Origin of the sequence: Pelomonas margarita, from assembly GCF_043555875.1 — a bacterium.
GTDB lineage: Bacteria > Pseudomonadota > Gammaproteobacteria > Burkholderiales > Burkholderiaceae_C > Pelomonas > Pelomonas margarita.
On the sequence record NZ_JBIGHW010000002.1, the window covers coordinates 43,742 to 61,385 of the forward strand.

At 65.5% G+C, this 17,644-nt stretch carries 14 protein-coding genes and 3 pseudogenes; 7 read left to right on the forward strand and 10 right to left on the reverse strand.

Translation table 11 applies throughout. The features are described from left to right. Positions 1 to 25 precede the first annotated feature (25 nt). The 6 genes and pseudogenes from ACG0Z3_RS03800 (at position 26) to ACG0Z3_RS03825 (ending at position 6,339) form a co-directional block, all read left to right on the forward strand. Entirely contained in the window at positions 26 to 1,120 is a 1,095-nt protein-coding gene (locus tag ACG0Z3_RS03800; protein ID WP_394395467.1) for a Fic family protein, read from the forward strand. Next, positions 1,117 to 1,425, forward strand: a pseudogene (locus tag ACG0Z3_RS03805) (type I restriction endonuclease); the annotation flags it as partial. The gene ACG0Z3_RS03800 and the pseudogene ACG0Z3_RS03805, both read left to right, overlap by 4 nt. A gap of 41 nt (positions 1,426 to 1,466) precedes the next feature. Further along, complete coding sequence (locus tag ACG0Z3_RS03810; protein WP_394395470.1) at positions 1,467 to 2,966, forward strand: RNA-binding domain-containing protein; 1,500 nt, start codon at positions 1,467 to 1,469, stop codon at positions 2,964 to 2,966. Positions 2,967 to 3,019: 53 nt separating this feature from the next. After that, a pseudogene (locus ACG0Z3_RS03815) lies at positions 3,020 to 5,107 on the forward strand (type I restriction endonuclease subunit R); the annotation flags it as partial. Between the two features lie 66 nt (positions 5,108 to 5,173). Further along, a pseudogene (locus ACG0Z3_RS03820) lies at positions 5,174 to 6,160 on the forward strand (DUF3387 domain-containing protein); the annotation flags it as partial. A 44-nt stretch (positions 6,161 to 6,204) separates the two neighbouring features. Next, positions 6,205 to 6,339, forward strand: coding sequence for a hypothetical protein (locus tag ACG0Z3_RS03825; protein ID WP_394395472.1), 135 nt, complete (start codon positions 6,205 to 6,207; stop codon positions 6,337 to 6,339). Between the two features lie 347 nt (positions 6,340 to 6,686). Here ACG0Z3_RS03825 and ACG0Z3_RS03830 read toward each other — a convergent pair whose 3' ends face one another. The 10 genes from ACG0Z3_RS03830 to ACG0Z3_RS03875 form a co-directional block, all read right to left on the reverse strand. Beyond that, positions 6,687 to 7,370, reverse strand: a complete 684-nt coding sequence (locus ACG0Z3_RS03830; protein ID WP_394395474.1) for a helix-turn-helix transcriptional regulator — start codon at positions 7,368 to 7,370, stop codon at positions 6,687 to 6,689. Positions 7,371 to 7,514: 144 nt separating this feature from the next. Continuing rightward, on the reverse strand, positions 7,515 to 8,582 hold the full coding sequence (locus ACG0Z3_RS03835; protein WP_394395477.1) for a class I SAM-dependent methyltransferase: 1,068 nt from the start codon (positions 8,580 to 8,582) through the stop codon (positions 7,515 to 7,517). Between the two features lies 1 nt (position 8,583). Further along, positions 8,584 to 9,795, reverse strand: a complete 1,212-nt coding sequence (locus ACG0Z3_RS03840; RefSeq protein WP_394395479.1) for an SDR family oxidoreductase — start codon at positions 9,793 to 9,795, stop codon at positions 8,584 to 8,586. Next, positions 9,779 to 10,276 (reverse strand): hypothetical protein, encoded by a 498-nt coding sequence (locus ACG0Z3_RS03845; RefSeq protein WP_394395480.1) that lies wholly within the window; start codon positions 10,274 to 10,276, stop codon positions 9,779 to 9,781. The genes ACG0Z3_RS03840 and ACG0Z3_RS03845 overlap by 17 nt, the downstream gene beginning before the upstream one ends. Further along, positions 10,234 to 11,145: a permease gene (locus ACG0Z3_RS03850; protein WP_394395482.1), complete on the reverse strand. Its 912-nt coding sequence runs from the start codon at positions 11,143 to 11,145 to the stop codon at positions 10,234 to 10,236. The genes ACG0Z3_RS03845 and ACG0Z3_RS03850 overlap by 43 nt, the downstream gene beginning before the upstream one ends. Positions 11,146 to 11,204: 59 nt before the next feature. Further along, positions 11,205 to 12,050: a long-chain fatty aldehyde decarbonylase gene (locus tag ACG0Z3_RS03855; RefSeq protein ID WP_394395484.1), complete on the reverse strand. Its 846-nt coding sequence runs from the start codon at positions 12,048 to 12,050 to the stop codon at positions 11,205 to 11,207. A 241-nt stretch (positions 12,051 to 12,291) separates the two neighbouring features. Continuing rightward, positions 12,292 to 13,137 (reverse strand): phosphate ABC transporter ATP-binding protein, encoded by an 846-nt coding sequence (locus ACG0Z3_RS03860; RefSeq protein WP_394395487.1) that lies wholly within the window; start codon positions 13,135 to 13,137, stop codon positions 12,292 to 12,294. Continuing rightward, the gene (locus ACG0Z3_RS03865) at positions 13,134 to 14,015 is read right to left on the reverse strand and encodes a PstA family ABC transporter permease (RefSeq protein ID WP_394395488.1); all 882 of its coding nucleotides are present in this window, start codon (positions 14,013 to 14,015) and stop codon (positions 13,134 to 13,136) included. The genes ACG0Z3_RS03860 and ACG0Z3_RS03865 overlap by 4 nt, the downstream gene beginning before the upstream one ends. After that, complete coding sequence (pstC, locus tag ACG0Z3_RS03870; RefSeq protein WP_394395490.1) at positions 14,012 to 14,908, reverse strand: phosphate ABC transporter permease subunit PstC; 897 nt, start codon at positions 14,906 to 14,908, stop codon at positions 14,012 to 14,014. Before pstC ends, ACG0Z3_RS03865 begins: the two co-directional genes overlap by 4 nt. A gap of 18 nt (positions 14,909 to 14,926) precedes the next feature. Continuing rightward, positions 14,927 to 15,787 (reverse strand): phosphate ABC transporter substrate-binding protein, encoded by an 861-nt coding sequence (locus ACG0Z3_RS03875; RefSeq protein WP_394395492.1) that lies wholly within the window; start codon positions 15,785 to 15,787, stop codon positions 14,927 to 14,929. A 273-nt stretch (positions 15,788 to 16,060) separates the two neighbouring features. On the opposite strand from ACG0Z3_RS03875, the gene ACG0Z3_RS03880 reads away from it, so the two are divergent. After that, entirely contained in the window at positions 16,061 to 17,623 is a 1,563-nt protein-coding gene (locus ACG0Z3_RS03880) for an AMP-binding protein (RefSeq protein ID WP_394395493.1), read from the forward strand. Positions 17,624 to 17,644 lie beyond the last annotated feature (21 nt).

Sequence of the window (17,644 nt, forward strand, 5' to 3'; positions counted from 1 at the left end):
AGATCAACGCCCAGGGGAGGCTCTCATGACCGGGATTGCAGCGCTTGAGCAGTTGGACGCGGCCCGCTTCGATGCGCCGGCCATTCTGAAGAAGCTCGCCAGCAGCAGCCGCCGGCTGGCCGAGCTGAAGGGCATTGCGGCCTCGATTCCGAACCAGGGCATCCTGATCAACACGCTGGGCCTGCAGGAGGCCAAGGACAGCTCGGAGATCGAGAACATCGTCACCACGCATGACGAGCTGTTCAAGGACGACGTGCTGCCGGAGGCGTTTGCCAACCCGGCCGCGAAGGAGGTGCTGCGCTACCGGCAGGCCCTACGCGTCGGCTTAGACGAGGTGCGCCTCAGCGGGCTGCTCACCGCCAACCACATCATCAACATCCAGGCCGAGCTGGAGCGCAACAACGCCGGCTTTCGCAAGCTGCCCGGCACGGCGTTGAAGGATGGCGGCGGCCAGACCGTCTACACCCCGCCACAGGACCCGGCGGAGATCGTGGCGCTGATGAGCGCGCTGGAGCGATTCATCAACGACCCCGCGCTCTTCCCGGTGGACCCGCTGATCAAGATGGCGTTGATCCACCACCAGTTCGAAAGCATCCACCCGTTCTACGACGGCAATGGCCGCACGGGCCGCATCCTGAACGTGCTCTACCTGGTGAAGGAGGGCCTGCTCGATATCCCGGTGCTCTACCTCAGCAGCCACATCGTGCGCACCAAGGCCGATTACTACCGCCTGCTGCAGACGGTGCGCGACGACGACACCTGGGAGGACTGGGTGCTCTACATGCTGGACGCGGTGGAGCAGACCGCGCAGCACACCATCACCACCATCCACGCCATCAAGGCGGCGTTGTTCGACTACAAGCACCGCATCCGCGAAGGCTTCAAGTTCTACAGCCAGGACTTGATCAACAACCTCTTCACGCACCCGTACACCCGCATCGACTTCGTGCAACGCGACCTGCAGGTCTCGCGCCTGACGGCCACCAAGTACCTCGACGCGCTGGCCGAGGCGGGCTTTGTGCGCAAGCAGAGAATGGGCCGCGGCAACTACTACGTGAACGAGGCGCTGACCGCCGTTCTGCAACGGCCACCGGCCCGCTCCGGCGAGGCAGCGGCATGACCGAAGACCAACTCGAGCGGGAAGCCCTCGCCTGGCTGGCAGCGCTGGGCTATGTGCACCGCCATGGCGCTGACATCGCGCCCGATAGTGCAACGCCCGAGCGCAGCGACTACCGCCAGGTGCTGCTGCGCGGCCGACTGGCCCATGCGATTCATCAGCTGAACCCCGGCATCCCGGCCAGTGCCCGCGAGGACGCGCTGGCCCAGGTGCTGGACCTGGGCACCCCGGCCCTGCTCTCGGCCAACCGTGCCTTCCACAAGCTGCTGGTGAGCGGCGTGCCGGTGCAGCAGCAGATGGATGGAGAGATGCTCGCCGAAGCCACTGAAACGCTCGAAGAGGCCCTGACATGAGCCCCGCAGCCCTGCGCCCCGAAGACCTGCCGCTGCTGCGCGAGTCCACCGACCTGGAATGCAAGCTGGCGCAGGGCGCCGATGGCCAGGGCGAGCTGCCCAAGGACTTCTGGCCCACCTACTCGGCCATGGCCAATGCGCAGGGCGGGCTGGTGCTGCTGGGCGTGCGGGAAAAGGCCGGGCAGTTCAGCGTGGCTGGCGTGGCCCGGCCGGGCAAGCTGCGCACCGAGTTGTTCAACAACCTGAACAACCCGGCCAAGGTGAGCGTGAACCTGCTGACCGAAGCCGATGTGCAGGAGCTGCATTGGGAGGGCCAGGTTGTGCTGGCGGTCCAGGTGCCGCAGGCCTCGCGCAAGCAGCGGCCGGTCTACCTGAACGGCCAGCCGCTGGGGCACACCTGGCGGCGCCTGCACGACGGCGACCGCCGTTGCGACGACGAGACGGTCAAGCGCATGCTGGCCGAGCAGATGGAAGACAGCCGCGACACGCGCATCCTGGAACACTTCGGCCTGGCCGATCTGGACCTGGACAGCCTGCACGCCTACCGCAATGCGTTTGCGGTGCAGCGGCCAGGCCACCCCTGGGTGGCGCTGGACGATGCGGCGTTCCTGAACATGATCGGCGGCTGGCGTGAAGACCGCGCCACCGGCACCTCAGGGCTGACCGCCGCCGGGCTGCTGATGTTCGGGCGCTGGCCGGCGCTGCCCGAGGTGTTTCCGCTGTACTTCGTGGACTACCAGGAGCGCCCGGCCGACCCGGGCTCCAACGTCCGCTGGCTCGACCGCGTGGTGGCCGATGGCTCGTGGTCGGGCAATCTGTACGACTTCTTCCATCGCGTGATCCGCAAGCTCACGGCCGACTTGAAGGTGCCCTTTGTATTGAAGGATGGCGTGCGCATTGACGACACACCCGTGCACCAGGCCTTGCGCGAAGCGCTGGTGAATTGCCTGATCCACGCCGACTACTCGGACCGCGCCTCGGTGCTGGTGACGAAATCGCCCGCTGGCTTCAGCTTCCGCAACCCGGGCGTGATGCGCCTGCCCACTGCGCAGGCCTTGCACGGCGGCGCCAGCGACTGCCGCAACCGCACGCTGCACCAGATGTTCCTGTTGATCAACCTGGGCGAGCGGGCCGGCTCGGGCGTACCCAAAATCCGCAGCGGCTGGGAGCAGGCGGGCCATACGCTGCGCCTGTCGGACAGCTTCGAGCCGTTTGACCAGACGGTGCTGGAGATGCGTTGGGCGCCGGCTGAAGGGATGAACACCAACGCTTCGGCGGGAACGCCGGAAGAAACGCCGGAAAAAACGCCGGAAAAAACGCCGGAGGCAATACTGGGCCTGCTGCGAACCCGCCCGGCCATGACGATGGCGGAGCTGGCAGTGGCGCTGGGCAAATCAGACCGCGCCATCGAGCGCGCCGTGCAAAAGCTGCGCGAGCAAGGCCGCCTGCGCCGAGTTGGGCCCAACAAGGGCGGCGTGTGGGAGGTGCTGCCGTGACCGAAGACCAACTCGAAACCGACGCACTGCTGTGGCTGGCCGAGCTGGGCTATGTGCACCGCCATGGCGCCGACATCGCACCCGACAGCGCCACACCCGAGCGCAGCGACTACCGCCAGGTGCTGCTTCGCGGCCGGCTCAGCGCTGCCATCGCGAGGCTGAACCCGGGCATCCCGGCCAGCGCCCGCGAGGATGCGCTGGCGCAGGTGCTGGACCTTGGCACCCCGGCGCTGCTCTCGGCCAACCGCGCCTTCCACAAGCTGCTGATGGGCGGCGTGCCGGTGCAGTACCAGAAGGACGGCGAGACACGCGGCGACTACGTGCGCCTGGTGGACTGGGGCCAGGTTGCCAGCAACGAGTGGTGGGCGGTCAACCAGTTCACGATCAAGGGCGCGCATCACACGCGCCGGCCTGACATCGTGCTCTTCGTCAACGGCCTGCCGCTGGTGCTGATCGAGCTGAAGAACCCGGCTGACACGCATGCCGACATCTGGAAGGCCTTCGACCAGATCCAAACCTACAAGGCCCAGATCCCGGACGTCTTCCAGTACAGCGAGGTGCTGGTCATCTCGGACGGCAGCGAAGCGCGCATGGGGTCGCTCTCCGCCGATGAAGAGCGCTTCCAGCAGTGGCGCACGATCAGCGGCACGGACCTGGACCCGCTCGGTGAGTTCAACGAGCTGGAAACGCTGGTGCGCGGCGCGCTGGCCCCGGCCATGCTGCTGGACTACCTGCGCTACTTCGTGCTGTTCGAGGATGACGGGCGGCTGATCAAGAAGGTCGCCGGCTATCACCAGTTCCACGCGGTGCGCGCGGCCATCGAGCAGGTCGTGGCAGCATCCCGGCCAGACAGCAGCGCGGCGCAGCGCGGCAAGGGTGGCGTGGTGTGGCACACCCAGGGCAGCGGCAAGAGCATCACCATGACCTGCTTCGCGGCTCGGGTGATGCAAGAGCCGGCGATGGAGAACCCGACCATCGTCGTCATCACCGACCGCAACGACCTGGACGGCCAGCTCTTCGGCGTGTTCAGCCTGGCCCAGGATCTGCTGCGCGAGCAGCCGGTGCAGGCGACGACACGGCAGGAGCTGCGCACGCTGCTGAGCAACCGGCCGTCGGGCGGCATCGTGTTCGCGACCATCCAGAAGTTCATGCCCGGTGAGGACGAGGACCTGTTCCCCATGCTCTCGGACCGGCGCAACATCGTCGTCATCGCCGATGAGGCCCACCGCACGCAGTACGGCTTTGAGGCCAAGCTGAAGGAGGTGAAGGTGCGCGGCGGGCAAGCGACGACAGCCCTGAGCACCGATGGCGTGGCGCCTGCGCTGATGGCGGGGGATTTTGAGTCCCCCGCGTACAAGACCAAGTACCAGGTCGGCTACGCCCAGCATCTGCGTGACGCCCTGCCCCATGCCACCTTCGTGGCCTTCACGGGCACGCCGGTGTCAGCGGCGGACCGCGACACGCGCGCCGTGTTCGGCGACTACATCCATGTCTACGACATGCAGCAGGCCAAGGAGGATGGCGCGACCGTCGCCATTTACTACGAGAGCCGCCTAGCCAAGCTGCGCCTGAAAGACGAAGAGCTGCCCACCATCGACGACGAGGTGGACGAGCTGGCCGAGGACGAAGAGGAAAGCACGCAGGCCAAGCTCAAGAGCCGGTGGGCGGCGCTGGAGAAAGTGGTCGGTGCCGGGCCGCGCGTGGCCAGCGTGGCGGCCGACCTGGTGGCGCACTTCGAAGCCCGCGATGCTGCCCAGCGCGGCAAGGCCATGGTCGTAGCGATGAGCCGCGACATCTGCGTCCACCTGTACGACGAGATCATCAAGCTGCGGCCGGACTGGCATGACGCTGACCCTGAGAAGGGGGCGGTCAAGATCATCATGACCGGCTCGGCCAGCGACAAAGCGCTGCTGCGCCCCCACATCTACAGCAGCCAGGTCAAGAAGCGGATGGAGAAGCGCTTCAAGGACCCGGCCGATGCGCTCAAGCTCGTCATCGTGCGCGACATGTGGCTGACCGGCTTCGACGCGCCCTGCGTGCACACCATGTACGTGGACAAGCCGATGAAGGGCCACAACCTCATGCAGGCGATTGCCCGTGTGAACCGCGTGTTCAAGGACAAGCAGGGCGGGCTGGTGGTGGACTACATCGGCATTGGCAACGAGCTGAAAGCGGCCATGCGCGAGTACACGGCCAGCCAGGGCCGCGGCCGCCCGACCGTGGATGCGCACGAGGCCTACGCGGTGCTGGCCGAAAAGCTGGATGTGCTGCGCGCCATGCTGCACGGCTACGACTGGAGCGGCTTCCTGACCGGCGGCCACAAGACCTTGGCCGGCGCAGCCAACCATGTGCTGGGCCTGAAGACCGAGGGCAATCGCGACGGCAAGAAGCGCTTCGCCGACGCGGCGCTGGCGATGAGCAAGGCCTTCACGCTGTGCTGCACGCTGGATGAGGCCAAGGCCGTGCGCGAAGAAGTGGCCTTCCTGCAAGCGGTCAAGGTGATCCTGACCAAGCGCGAGATCTCGGCGCAGAAGAAGACCGACGAGCAGCGCGAGCAGGCGATCCGCCAGATCATCAGCCAGGCTGTGGTGTCCGACGCCGTGGTGGACATCTTCGACGCTGTCGGCCTGGACAAGCCCAACATCGGCCTGCTCGACGACGAGTTCCTGGCCCAGGTGAAGAACCTGCCCGAGCGCAACCTGGCGGTGGAGCTGCTGGAGCGATTGCTGGAGGGCGAGATCAAGTCCAAGTTCGCCAGCAATGTCGTGCAGCAGAAGAAGTTCTCCGAGCTGCTGGGCAACGTGATCACCCGCTACCAGAACCGCTCCATCGAGACCGCGCAGGTCATGGAAGAGCTGGTCGAGATGGCCAAGAAGTTCCGCGAGGCGGCCTCACGCGGCGAGGCCCTGGGGCTGAGTGATGACGAGGTGCGCTTCTACGACGCGCTGGCCAACAACGAATCAGCAGTGCGGGAGCTGACCGACGAGACGCTGAAGAAGATTGCCCACGAGCTGACCGAGAACCTGCGCAAGAACCTGAGCGTGGACTGGTCCGAGCGCGAGAGCGTGCGGGCCAGCCTGCGGCTGATGGTCAAGCGCATCCTGCGCAAGTACAAGTACCCGCCGGACATGCAGGATGCGGCGGTGGAGTTGGTGTTGCAGCAGGCGCAGGCGTTGGGGGAGAGCTGGAGCTGACCGGGGGCATTGAACGCGCAGGCCAAATCACTAGCATCGGCCGCATGGACACCGAACTGCTCACCAACCCGGGTTTCTGGATCTCGATCGCGCTGGTCGCCCTGGCCTGGGGCTTTGGCTCCATGCTGAAGCGCGCGGGAGGGCAGCGCGCTGCGCGGCGAGCGCAAGGCAGGCGCTGAGTCGCCGCTCGGAGTCCGTCAATGCCGGTCTCGCACGGTCGCTTGCTATCGAACTCGGGCGGGCACAGCTACCAATTGCTTTGCCCGCCCTACATTCGACTTCAAGAAGTCCATGAACGCCCCGAACCCGCCACAGCGCTTGTAGGCGTGGCGGGCGCTGCCGGCGCGGCTGGCGCAGGCGCTATCGCCGTGGCTGTTCGGCCTGCTATTGGCGGAGTGCGGTACCGCAGCGCGGTGGTTCTCGGCCGCGCTCGCGCTCAGTGCGATGGCCGCTTTGCTGGCCGTTCGCCCGCCCCTCCAAGGTCGAGCGGCGTCCGGGCCTGGCTAGCACCCCGCCAGCTCGCCGGTCAAGCGATCGCTGCCCTGAGCGCAAGCTCCGTACGGTTCGACACCCCGGTCTTGCGGAAAACGGCGTGAATCTGGTTGCGTACGGTGTTCGGGCTGGAGCCCAGCTCACGCGCGATCTGCTTGTTGCTGAGGCCGGCGGCCACCAGCTTGAGTATCTCGATCTCCCGGGCGGTGAAGAGATACCAGTCCAACCCCTTGGCCGCTTCATCCGGCAAGGCCGGAAACGGCCCGGTACCGACGCGCTCGACCACTTCGCGCGCGCGTTCGGTCAGATCCAGTGCCAGCGCCTTGACCGATTCAGCACTGTCCCAACGGGTGGTCGAACTGAAGACGGCGAACAAGGCCTGGCCGTTCCCCAAGGGGTGGGCGTGAACGGAAAAACGGCGGCCCGCCTTGGGTTCGCCGAAGAGGATGCGGCGTCCAACACAGGTGCATTCGCCAAGGTCCAACATGGATGGGGCTCTCACCGCGCTCCAGACAGCAATCAGCGAAGCGCAATGACTCTGCAGCGTCTGCGGGTCCTCATGGATCTCGCCTTCCAGGAACAGGATTTTCTGGATCTGAACGGCGGCGACATCGAGCGACGACAGGCCCACAGCGACACAGTCGACATCAAGGCCTTGGTAATGCGGCAGCCGCAGCACGGCAGTCAACTCTGACCAGTCTTCTCTCTCCCGCTCCATGACCACATCCTTCAATGAACCACGCCGCATCGCGGCAGCGTCCCCCTCCAAAATGACGGACTGTGCGGACGGTTCGGCACTATATGAGCCCAAAGAGGACGCTGAACCGAGTCCCCCTAGGTCAGAGCCCGGGATTGCGGAGGGTCAGCAGCAGCCGCCACCTGGCGCACACAGCTGCGAGGGCGCCTGCGCGCCATCAAATGGCAACGTTCCCTTCGTCACGCCTGGCGCGCGCAGCGTCGGCGTGTTGCAGTCGAACAACCTGGCCTGATCCAGCGGCGGCTCATTGACGCTGCGCAGGCCGGTGAACTGCCCTTGATACGGTGCGCGCATCAGCAGGTCGAACGTCTTGGCGCAGACCGCCACCCGCTCGCCGCGCGGGTAGGCGTGGCCATCGTCATCCTTGACCTCGCGCCATGGCCCACCGTAGATGACGGCCTGGCCCAGCTCGTAGCAGGGGCCGCGCTTGCCTTTGAACGCCTCAATGACGCAGGCACGCACCTCGACGGCACCGATGCGCTCAAGTGCCGCCGGATTGTCGGCGTCTGCCCAATGCACGCAGATGCCGTGGAAACCAGCGTTCTCGAAGGCTGCCAGCAGTTCACGCTCGGTCGGCAGCCGCATCGCCGGACCCTGCGGGCCTTCTCGCAGAACCACGGGTTCCGCGACCAGTTCGTCGGCAACGAGGACCACGCTGAGCAGCCGCCCTTTTGGGGCCAGGCAACGCATCGCCTCCTGCAACAGCCTGGCTTCATCGACCGCCACCACGCGATTCAGCGCAAAGTCCTGCACGATGTAGTCAACCGACCCGCTGGCTACCGCCGGCGCTTGTTCAAAGCGCTGAGCCAGCCGCTCTTGCAGGGCCAGGTAACCGTCCAGATCACGCGCAACGGAACCATTCAGCACGGCCTCGACGCCCGCAGCGTCGCGCCGCAGGTCGGCCAAGTCCAGCAGCCGCAGTTTCTGTGCACCGGGCGCCGCGCCGTTCAGGCTGCGCCGCAGGCGACGCGAGTCCGCATCAACGACGACGACGTCGATATCCTCCAGCACGCCCAAGTTGCCCAGCAGCTCGGAATGGACGCCCCACCAGAGCAGCCGGCAGGTGTCGCTGTCGACATCATTGACGAGCTTGCCGCGCAGCACGTCAGCGGCGCCAGCCATGTTGCGCAGCCAGGGCGACAGACGCGCGACGTTCTCGTGTGGTGCGTTCATGTCATGCAGCCTTGGCTTGGAGCGCTACGGCGGCCGGCGTTGCGTCTACATCGCAGTACTCGATTTCAGCCGGCAGCTGATCGCCGAACCGCTCGTGATAACGGCGCATCGCCGCAGAGGTCGACACGAAGCGATCCTGGCAGATGCGCAGCGTGTGCATCGACGTGTCCGTGAAGACCAGTCCGTTCTCCTGCAGGCGGCTGAGCCAGGCTCGCTCAAAGCGCCACGCATACGCGCCGATCTCCAGGTTCGTCTGCGCAAAGCTCAGGTAGGCCCGCTGCCGGACGTTGATCGCCTTGAAGTCGACCTTGTCGAGGCTGCCGTAGAAGTTGACGCGCTGCGGTCGCGTGACATCGCAGAACAAGCGCCACAGGTCCTTCATCGAGGGTGCCACGTCGTCGGCCACCACCAGGTTCACGAACTCGTTGTCCGGCACCCAGCGCAGCGTGGCGTGCATGCTGCGCTGGAACACGTCCTGGTGCAGCAGGTTCAGCGGCTGGTCCGTCGCCACCGTGTGCAACTCGGGGTGGTAGCGATCCGTCAGCAGGCGCTCGACACCCATCCACTGCTGGTAGAGGCCGTAGCGCTTGCCGCTGTAGCGGCCATCGGCTGAGCTGCCGATCACGATCGACGGGCGCACGACGAGGAAAGGCAGGCCGCTCTTCGCGACGACGTGCTCGGCGGCTCGCTTGGTCAGCGTGTAGTCAGTCGGATCGCGCGCAGGCTCGCTCAATGCACTCTCTGGAACCACCGTTTCTGAATAACCAGCCGAATAGGCGGTGGAGACGAAGACGAAGCAGCCGACACCCGCCTGCTTCGACGCCTCGACGAGCTTGGCCGTGAAGTCGACATTGAGGGCACGAAGTGCTTGCGCATCGAAGTAGTCCAGGCAACCGGCGCAATGAACGACGCTCGTGATGCGAGCTTCTTGCAGGAGCGCGGCCAGCGATTCGACGCTGGCTGTCTCGGCGCCCGTCCAATGAATCGTGCGCACGCGACCGACAGCCGCATCGGGTGCCGCACCCAATGCCTTCAGCTCGCGCTCCAGATTCTCCGGTACCTCGCCGGCGGTCTCGCACCGTGTCGGCATGACGACGGCATCCGCCCAGCCATCGTGGAGCATCTGGGCGGCGAGCAACGATCCGAGGTAGCCGGTGCCGCCCGTCAGGAAGACACGGCCGCCCAACCGTTCGTGCTCACGCAGCGTTTTCATGGCTCACCTGCCTGTTGCGATTCAATGCATCGGTCACCAGCGCCTCGCCAGGAACCCCGCCGTAGGACACGATGTGCTGATCGACGATGAGCACGGGGAAGGCACTGAGGCCGGTCGTTGCGAACAGCTCGCTGACCTCACGGGCCACCTGGCTCTGCGCTTCGTCCAATTCGCGCGCAATGGTGCCGAGCGTGCTCTGTGCCTGCGTCACCGTCACGGTCAACACGGGCCAATCGCGCCCGGCCTTCTTGAGCGCCGACTGCACGACCGCATCGACCTTGGCATCCGTATCCGCTGTGCCCTGCACGCAGCAACTGGCGGACACGATGACGGCCACGTGCGGGCCAAGTGCCTGCTTCACCAGAGCGGCGTCGTTGCTGGCGTGGGGGTTCTTGAAGAATCCAAACATGTCTTGCTCCTTGTGGATGGGAATGAAGCTCAGAGGACTGCCGAGACCACGATCCCGAGCAGCAGCGCGCAAAGAATCACCGTCGCGGTGTGCGCCAACACCAGCGGCAGGCGGAAGAGGCGAAGCAGCATCACGATTTCCGGTGGACTCGTGCCGATCGCCGACACCAGGAACGTCACAAGCGGCCCGACCGGGAAGCCCTTCTCGATCAGCGCGAAGCCGATGGGCAGCGCGGCGATCGGCGAGATATAGAGAGGAACGCCGATCAACGCGCAGACGACGAACAGCAGAGCGGGCGGCACGCTGTCGACCAGGCCGAGCAACATCTCCTTGGGCACGGCGCCGTAGATGAGGCCGCCGATCAAGAGGCCGCCGACCAAGTACGGTGCGACGCGCTTCAGTTCCTGGACAGCGGCCAGCCACGCGAACCGGCTGGCTGGCGCGAACCCAGGCCATTGGGGCTCGGCGGTGCCGACGTAGCTGCCCTTGGACTGCTGCGCCGCCGCCTTGACGATGTGCCGCGCCAGCCCCATGCGTTCGGCCGCAACGCCGGCGGCCGAGGTCAGCGCCAAGCCAGCGATCAGGAACGTCAGGCCGGGAATGACCCCCTTGGTCGAAAACAGCAGAATTAGCACGCCCTCGTTCACCACGGGCGACGACACCAGGAAAGCGAAGCAGGGCGTGAAGCCCACACCGGCGCGCAGCATCCCGTTCAACACGGGGATCGTCGAGCACGAACAGAACGGCGTGATGACGCCGCCCACGCTTGCGGCGAAGGCGGCGCCCCAGCCGTTCGAGCCCACCAGGTGCTTCTGGGTGGCCTGAAACGGAAGGCGCTGCTGCAGCAGGACGACGCCCCATGTGATGAGCAGGAACAAGCCGACGAGCAACGCACCGTCCATCAGCAGGAACTCAAAGAAGGCCTGCGCCCACTGGGCCATATCGCAACTCCGTGTGAGAGAAGCGCGACCTCACGGGCGCGCGCGCCATGCGGCTTGGCTCAGTTGGCCAGGCTTCCAGCCATCGCCGGCGTGCCGCCGTAGGACTGCATGGACTCGATGAGCTGCGCCGTGACGACCGGGTTGAAGTCGGCTTTGTCCAGCGTCTCGATGTAGGCATCGAGCGCTTCCACGCGGATCTGATCGATGTCGGTCTTGAGGTCGCCCAGGCTGAGCGCGCCGCAATCGATGTTGAGCCGGTCGCAGAGGAAGTGGCAACTGGTGCTGACCATGCTGAACAGCTCGGGCATCACGCGATGGTGGGCCCATTTCAGCGCTTCGTTAACGCCTTCCGGGTCTTCGGCCAGCAGGCTGCGGATGCGGGCCAGGCCGATGTCCAGGTGCTCCAGCTCGTCCTTGAGGATGTTGCCCGCCAGGATCGCCGTGTCCGGGTCGCCCTGGCGCTGCAGCGTGCGATACAGGACGATGGCCATCGTCTCGGTCATCAAGTCCTGGATGATCAGACAGGCCGGCAGATCCTTGTTGGCCACGGCGGTGCTGAAGTGGCGGCGGATGTTGAACCACTGCGGCTCGACGATCTCGCGCATCACGACGTAGTCGTGGCGCTTGCCCAGGCTGGCCAGCATCAGGATGTGCTTGGACTCCTCATGTGCCTGCTTGACGGTCTCGATCTTGTCGTCAGTAGACGGCATCAGCGGCACCATCTCCGAGTAGTTCTCAATCGCCATGATCTCGCCCGAGATCGCGTTGGAGACGATGTAGGAGATCAGGTTGAAGTAGCCGTCGGTCTTGCTGTGATCGGTCTTCAGCTCCTCGCGTCGATTGGCAGACCGCAGGTCGACCGGGCCGGGCTTGACGGCGCTCTCCAGGACGTTTGCTTCATTCATCTAAAACCTCTTCATTGCAATGGACTGTCAAACGAAACGATCCATTAGGAATGGACCGAACGGTGGCCTTGACTGCATTGTTGAGAGAGGCTCGGTAGCGCGCCATAGTACATAGCTTCCATCGCCACTCGAACATGCGACAAGACCGCGAAATGCCGCCAGCAGGCACGGCGAACCCCGTGCCGGAACGCCTGCGATGGCGTCCGGCCTGAACATTGAAAAGGAGCGTTCGCTTGATGCGCTACGCGGCGAACTGCAGATAGGTCTGCGTCAGCTGGTGTTTGGGGCTGTCGAACATCTGCCGGGCCGTCCCCCGTTCGACGAGCTTGCCAACACCTTCAAGCTTCCACAGCAGCGCCATGTGGTCGGCGACGCGCTGGGCCTGGCCCAGGCTGTGGGTGACCAGCACGATGGTTCGTTTCTCCGCCAGGCGCAGCACCAGCTGTTCGATCTTCTGGGTAGAGATCGGGTCGAGCGCACTGCAGGGCTCGTCCATCAGGATGACGCTCGGATCCAGCACCAGCGCGCGAGCCAGGCACAGGCGCTGCTGTTGCCCGCCTGACAGCGCGAGCGCCGAATCGTTCAGCCGATCAGACACCTCATCCCAGAGGCCAACTTCCTTCAGCGCCGCTTCAATCCGGTCCGCGATTTCGACTTTGGCCTTCAGTCCGTGCTGCTTGAGCGCGAACTCCAGGTTGCGCCAGATCGAGAACGGAAACGGGTTTGGGCGTTGGAACAGCATGCCCACCTGCCGGCGCAGCTGGATCAGGTCACCGCGCAGGCGTTCGTTGTCGAGCCAGCTGAAACTGACAGACCCGGTGACGCAGCAACCAGGGATCAGGTCGCAGAGGCGGTTGAGGCCGATGAGGACGCTTGACTTGCCGCAGCCCGAGGGCCCGAGCAGCGCGGTGACTGCATTGCGCGGGATGTGCAGCGAGAAGTCCTCGACGACTTTTTGCGACCCGTAGCTGACGCTGAGGTTCTCAATCGCGATGTGCCCGCCTGCCTCCGTGCATGTGCAGGACAGCGTGCAGTCGTCGCTGCCCGCCGATGTGGGTGCGGTCGCCCAGGCCATGGATTGGTTCATCGAGACTTTCTGTCAAGTGCGGCCGGTCGCCCGGTGAGACGCCTGAGCGTCCAGTGCGTGCCCATGTGGAGCGTCAGGCCCAGGCCGGCAAGCAGCAGCAGCAGCGCCAGTGCGGACCCGTATGCGTTGCCGATGCCTCCGGGGACGTTGGTGGAGAGCTCGTAGATGTGCACGGAGATGCTGCGCCCGGAGTCCATGACCGATTCAGGCATGCGGTCCGAGTAGCCACTGGTGAACAGCAGCAATGCGGTTTCCGCCAAGGCGCGCGTCAGCGCCAGGATGATGGCGGCTGCAATGCCCGGCAGCGCCACCGGCAGCGTCACGAACCACAGCACCGTCGCGCGAGACAACCCCAGCGCCGAACCGGCCATGCGGTGCTGCGCGCCGATGGCGTGCAATGCGCTGACGAGTGATCGTGTCAGCGTCGGCAGGACCATGCAGGCCAGCGTCGCGCCACCCGCAGCGATGGAGTAACCCAGGCCAAGTTGCCGGCAGAACAGGCTCAGGCCGAACAGGCCGAAGACGACTGAAGGCACGCCGGCGAGGATGTCCAGGCTGCTGCGCATCACGCGCGCAATGAATGCATCGGCCGGCAGCACTTCGGTCAGGATGACTGCCGTGGCAAACGCCATGGGCAGCGCGAGCAGCAGGCTCAAGCCGACGATGGCCAGCGTCGAAACCAGGATGGGGCCGATGCCGCCCGAGCGGCCGGCGTCGCTGGGCGCGTCGAGCAAGAAGTCAAGCGACAGCGCCGGGATGCCGTGTACGAGCACCGTGACAAGCGGCCAGGTCAGCATCAAGATCGCAGCCAGGCTGACCGCCGCGACGAGCGAGAAGGCGAGTTGGTCACCCCACGGGACCAAGCGACGGCGGTTCATGAGCCGGCTCCCTGGCGTTCGCGGACCGCGCCTTCACGGATCATGACGAGCACCGTCACCAGCAACAGCACCATCAGGCCGGCGACAAACAGAGAAGAGCGGTGCGTGCCCATCGCATAGGGCATCTCCAACGCGATGTTCGAGGTCAGTGCGCGGACCGGATCGAACAGCGAATTGGGCGTCTGCACGATGTTGCCGCAGACCATCAGCACCGCCATGGTTTCGCCGATGGCGCGCGCCGCGCCCAGCACGAGCGACGCGCAGATGCCCGGCCATGCCGCCGGCAGCACGACGTGGGCCAGCGTCCTGGCCCGGCTGACGCCCAATGCCGACGAGGCCTGCATGAACGAGTCGGGCACGGCCTGCAACGCCTCGCGGGACAGGATGGTGAGCGTCGGCATGACCATCAGCGCCAGCACGACGATGCCGGCCAACAGGCTTGCGCCCGGCGGATGGAAGGCATTGAGCGCCGGAACGACCGTCGTCACACCCCACAGGCCGTAAACCACGGTGGGCACGGCTGCGCTTGCCTCGACCAGGCGCCGCATCAGTTGCGTCAGCCATGCCGGCCCCATGAACACCATGAAAACGGCCACCGCAACCGCGAACGGTGCTGCAACAAGCGTTGCGCCGACCGTCAGCAGCAGGCTGCTGACGAGCATGGCGGTCATGTTGAAGCTTTGCTCCTTGGGCCACCAGCCCGGGTCCGTGAAGAAGCGGGCGAACCCGCCCTCCGTCACCAACGGGCCAGCCTCGCCGAGCAGGAACGCGACAATGAGCACCAGGATCAATGAGGCGAGGAATGACGCCACCGCGAAGAACGACCACATCAGCACGTCGCCCTTCGGCGTGTGCCGGCTGGCGAAGCTGAATGGCGACGTGGTGATGCGCATGGCAGCAGCTATGGACGCTCAGCGCGCGGCGGGCACGAAGAACTGCTTGGTCGCGAGTTGAGCGGCTTCCGGCGTCTTGGCGAACTTGAGCAGGCCGTCGAGCTGGGCCTCGTTGTCGGCCTTGAAGACGAGATTGAGTTCCCGGCTCAGCGGGTAGCCGCCCTGGGCGACCGCCGCTGTGCTTGGCACATGGCCATCGAGCGGCACCAACCGGATGGCGGCGCCATGCCCGGCCTCGTACTCGGCAGTGCCGATCGAGACATAGCCAATGCCGGCCGGCACGCCGGAGACGGTCTGGATGCCTTGCTGGTTGTCGCCGATGACGACGTGCGCCTTGATGTCTTTGTAGGGGAGACCGAAGTAGTGGCTGAAGATCTCCAGCGTCGAACGTCCTTCGGCCTTGCTCACCACGTTGATGGGCAGGTCCGGACCGCCAACGTCACGCCAGTTGGTGATCTTCCCGGAGTAGATGCCGACGACCTGATCCTTGCTCAGCGACTTCACCGGGTTGGACTTGTGCACGATCAGCGACAGGCCATCCAGAGCCAGCAGCACGCGGCGAAGTTCAGACTGCTCATCAGCCTTCAGCGCACGCGACACCATGCCGATCTGGGCAGTGCCTTGGCGAACGTCCAGCACGCCGCGAGACGTTCCGCCGGACTGGACATCGATCCGCACGCCGGGGTTCTTCTTCTCGAACGCCTTGGCAATCTCGCTCATCAGCGGCGCGATCGTGCTGGAGCCGACGATGGTGATCTTGGCGATGTCCTTGTCGGCCTTCCTGCCGCAGCCGGCAAGACTCGCGGCGACTGCGATGGCTGTGGCGCCGGCCACGAGGAGAAACGCTGAACGGCGCGCAGCACTTTGTTTGTTGATCACATCAGGTCCTTGAGCACAACGGCGACGGCCGTCGCGGAAAAGGTCGGCATGCTAAGGACGTGAACCCTCCTCTCGAATGGGATGGATGTACTACGCGGCCCGTTTCGCCACGATTCACCAAAGCGTTTCTTGGGGGTTGACTGACTGGAACTTGCTCCAATGTGCGTCGGCGCGCAAGTCGATGGGAACGGGCCTTGAGGTGAAGGCAACAGTCCGTCAGTAGTACATCGCTTCCATTGAGCCGCAGAGATGGAGAGCCGACCATCGCCGCCCATGGTTCAGCCCCCCCTTCCCCACGACAGCGCCGGCGCAGGCGTGCCCATCTCCAACGTCCGGCATGTGCCTCTGCATGCGCACTCGCTTCTTCGCCATGCTGCTTCTGTACATGCAGACGCGACCATCACGTCCGTCTCGTTGTCGGGTTTGGCGACGCGAATGAGCTACGCGCAACTCGAAGACCGCGCGCTGCAGCATGCAAGGCAACTGCGCGCGTTGGGAGTAGGAACCGGTGACGTCGTTGTCAACATGGGGGTGAGCTCGGCCGAACAGCTGGCGTGGCTCTACGGCGCGCTCAGCATCGGTGCAACGACCCATCTGATGAACCCGCTATTGCTACCTGAACAGGTGTTGCAGCTGATTGCCGCCGCGCATCCGAGCGTTCTGCTTCACGACACAGCGACGGCACAAATCGCCTCGGCGGTGCCGGCAGTCGTGCATGCCATTCCCCACCTGAACATGGACGCGCCACCAAAGGCGCCAGCGTGGGGTCCACAGGGCAGCAGAGCCGCTTCCACGTTCTCGGAAGAGTCTCCCGCCATCGTCTGCTATTCCTCCGGCACGACGGGGCTGCCCAAAGCGGCGCAGTACACGCACCGGTCCACTGTTCTGCACGCGTGGGGCTGTGCGCTGCCCGATGCGATGGCGCTGACTGCCCGCGACCGTGTGCTGCCTCTGATGCAGATGTTCCACGCGACGGCATGGGGCGCACCCTTCGTGTCGCCGCTGGTGGGCGCCTCGCTGATCCTGGTTCCGCCGAGCCGTGACCCGAAGCAGTGGTACGAGTGGATCGAGGCGCACGAGGCGACCGTGCTCGGCGCCGTGACCGCGCACTGGATGGCGCTGGTGCAGTACATGCAGGCGAACAAGCTGCGTTTCAGCACACTTCTGCGCACGGTGGTCGGCGGCACGCGTCTGCCCGAGGCCGTGGCACGGGTGATTGCCGAGGGTTTGGGCGTCGAAGTCCGCCACGCCTGGGGCATGACCGAGACCTCGCCTCTGGCGACGATGGAGCGGTATGCGTCCAACGCGAACTTGTTGCGCCATGGCAAGCCGGTGTTCGGCGTCGAGCTTCGCGTGGGCAACGAGTGCGCCGGCGCCCGTAGCCAGCGGCTCGATGAATTGCAGGTGCGTGGCCATTGGGTCGCCCACCGGGGCGACGGCGACTGGCTGCAAACCGGCGACTGGGCCGCGCTGCATGCCGACGGGCATCTCGAAGTCATTGACCGGATGGAAGACGCGCTCAACGGCGATGCGAGCCTCATCAGCTCGGCGCTGGTCGAGTTCCACGCGCGACGCGTGCCGGGCGCTGCCGATGCGGCGCTCGTGAAGATGGACTCCAGCGAAACCGTGCTGGCGTGGGTGCGCCACCCGCAGGCCGATGAAGCGACGGTCACGCTGGCGTTGCGCCAGATGCTGGCTGAAGCATTCGGCGGATGGACGCCCGACCACCTGATGGCCGTGGACGCCTTGCCGTACACGCATTCGGCCAAGGTGCAGAAGAACCAGTTGAAACCTGTGCTTGCCCAGCGCCTTCGGGCGAACGCTGCAGCGCACTGAACCCCAACAACCAGACCAGCC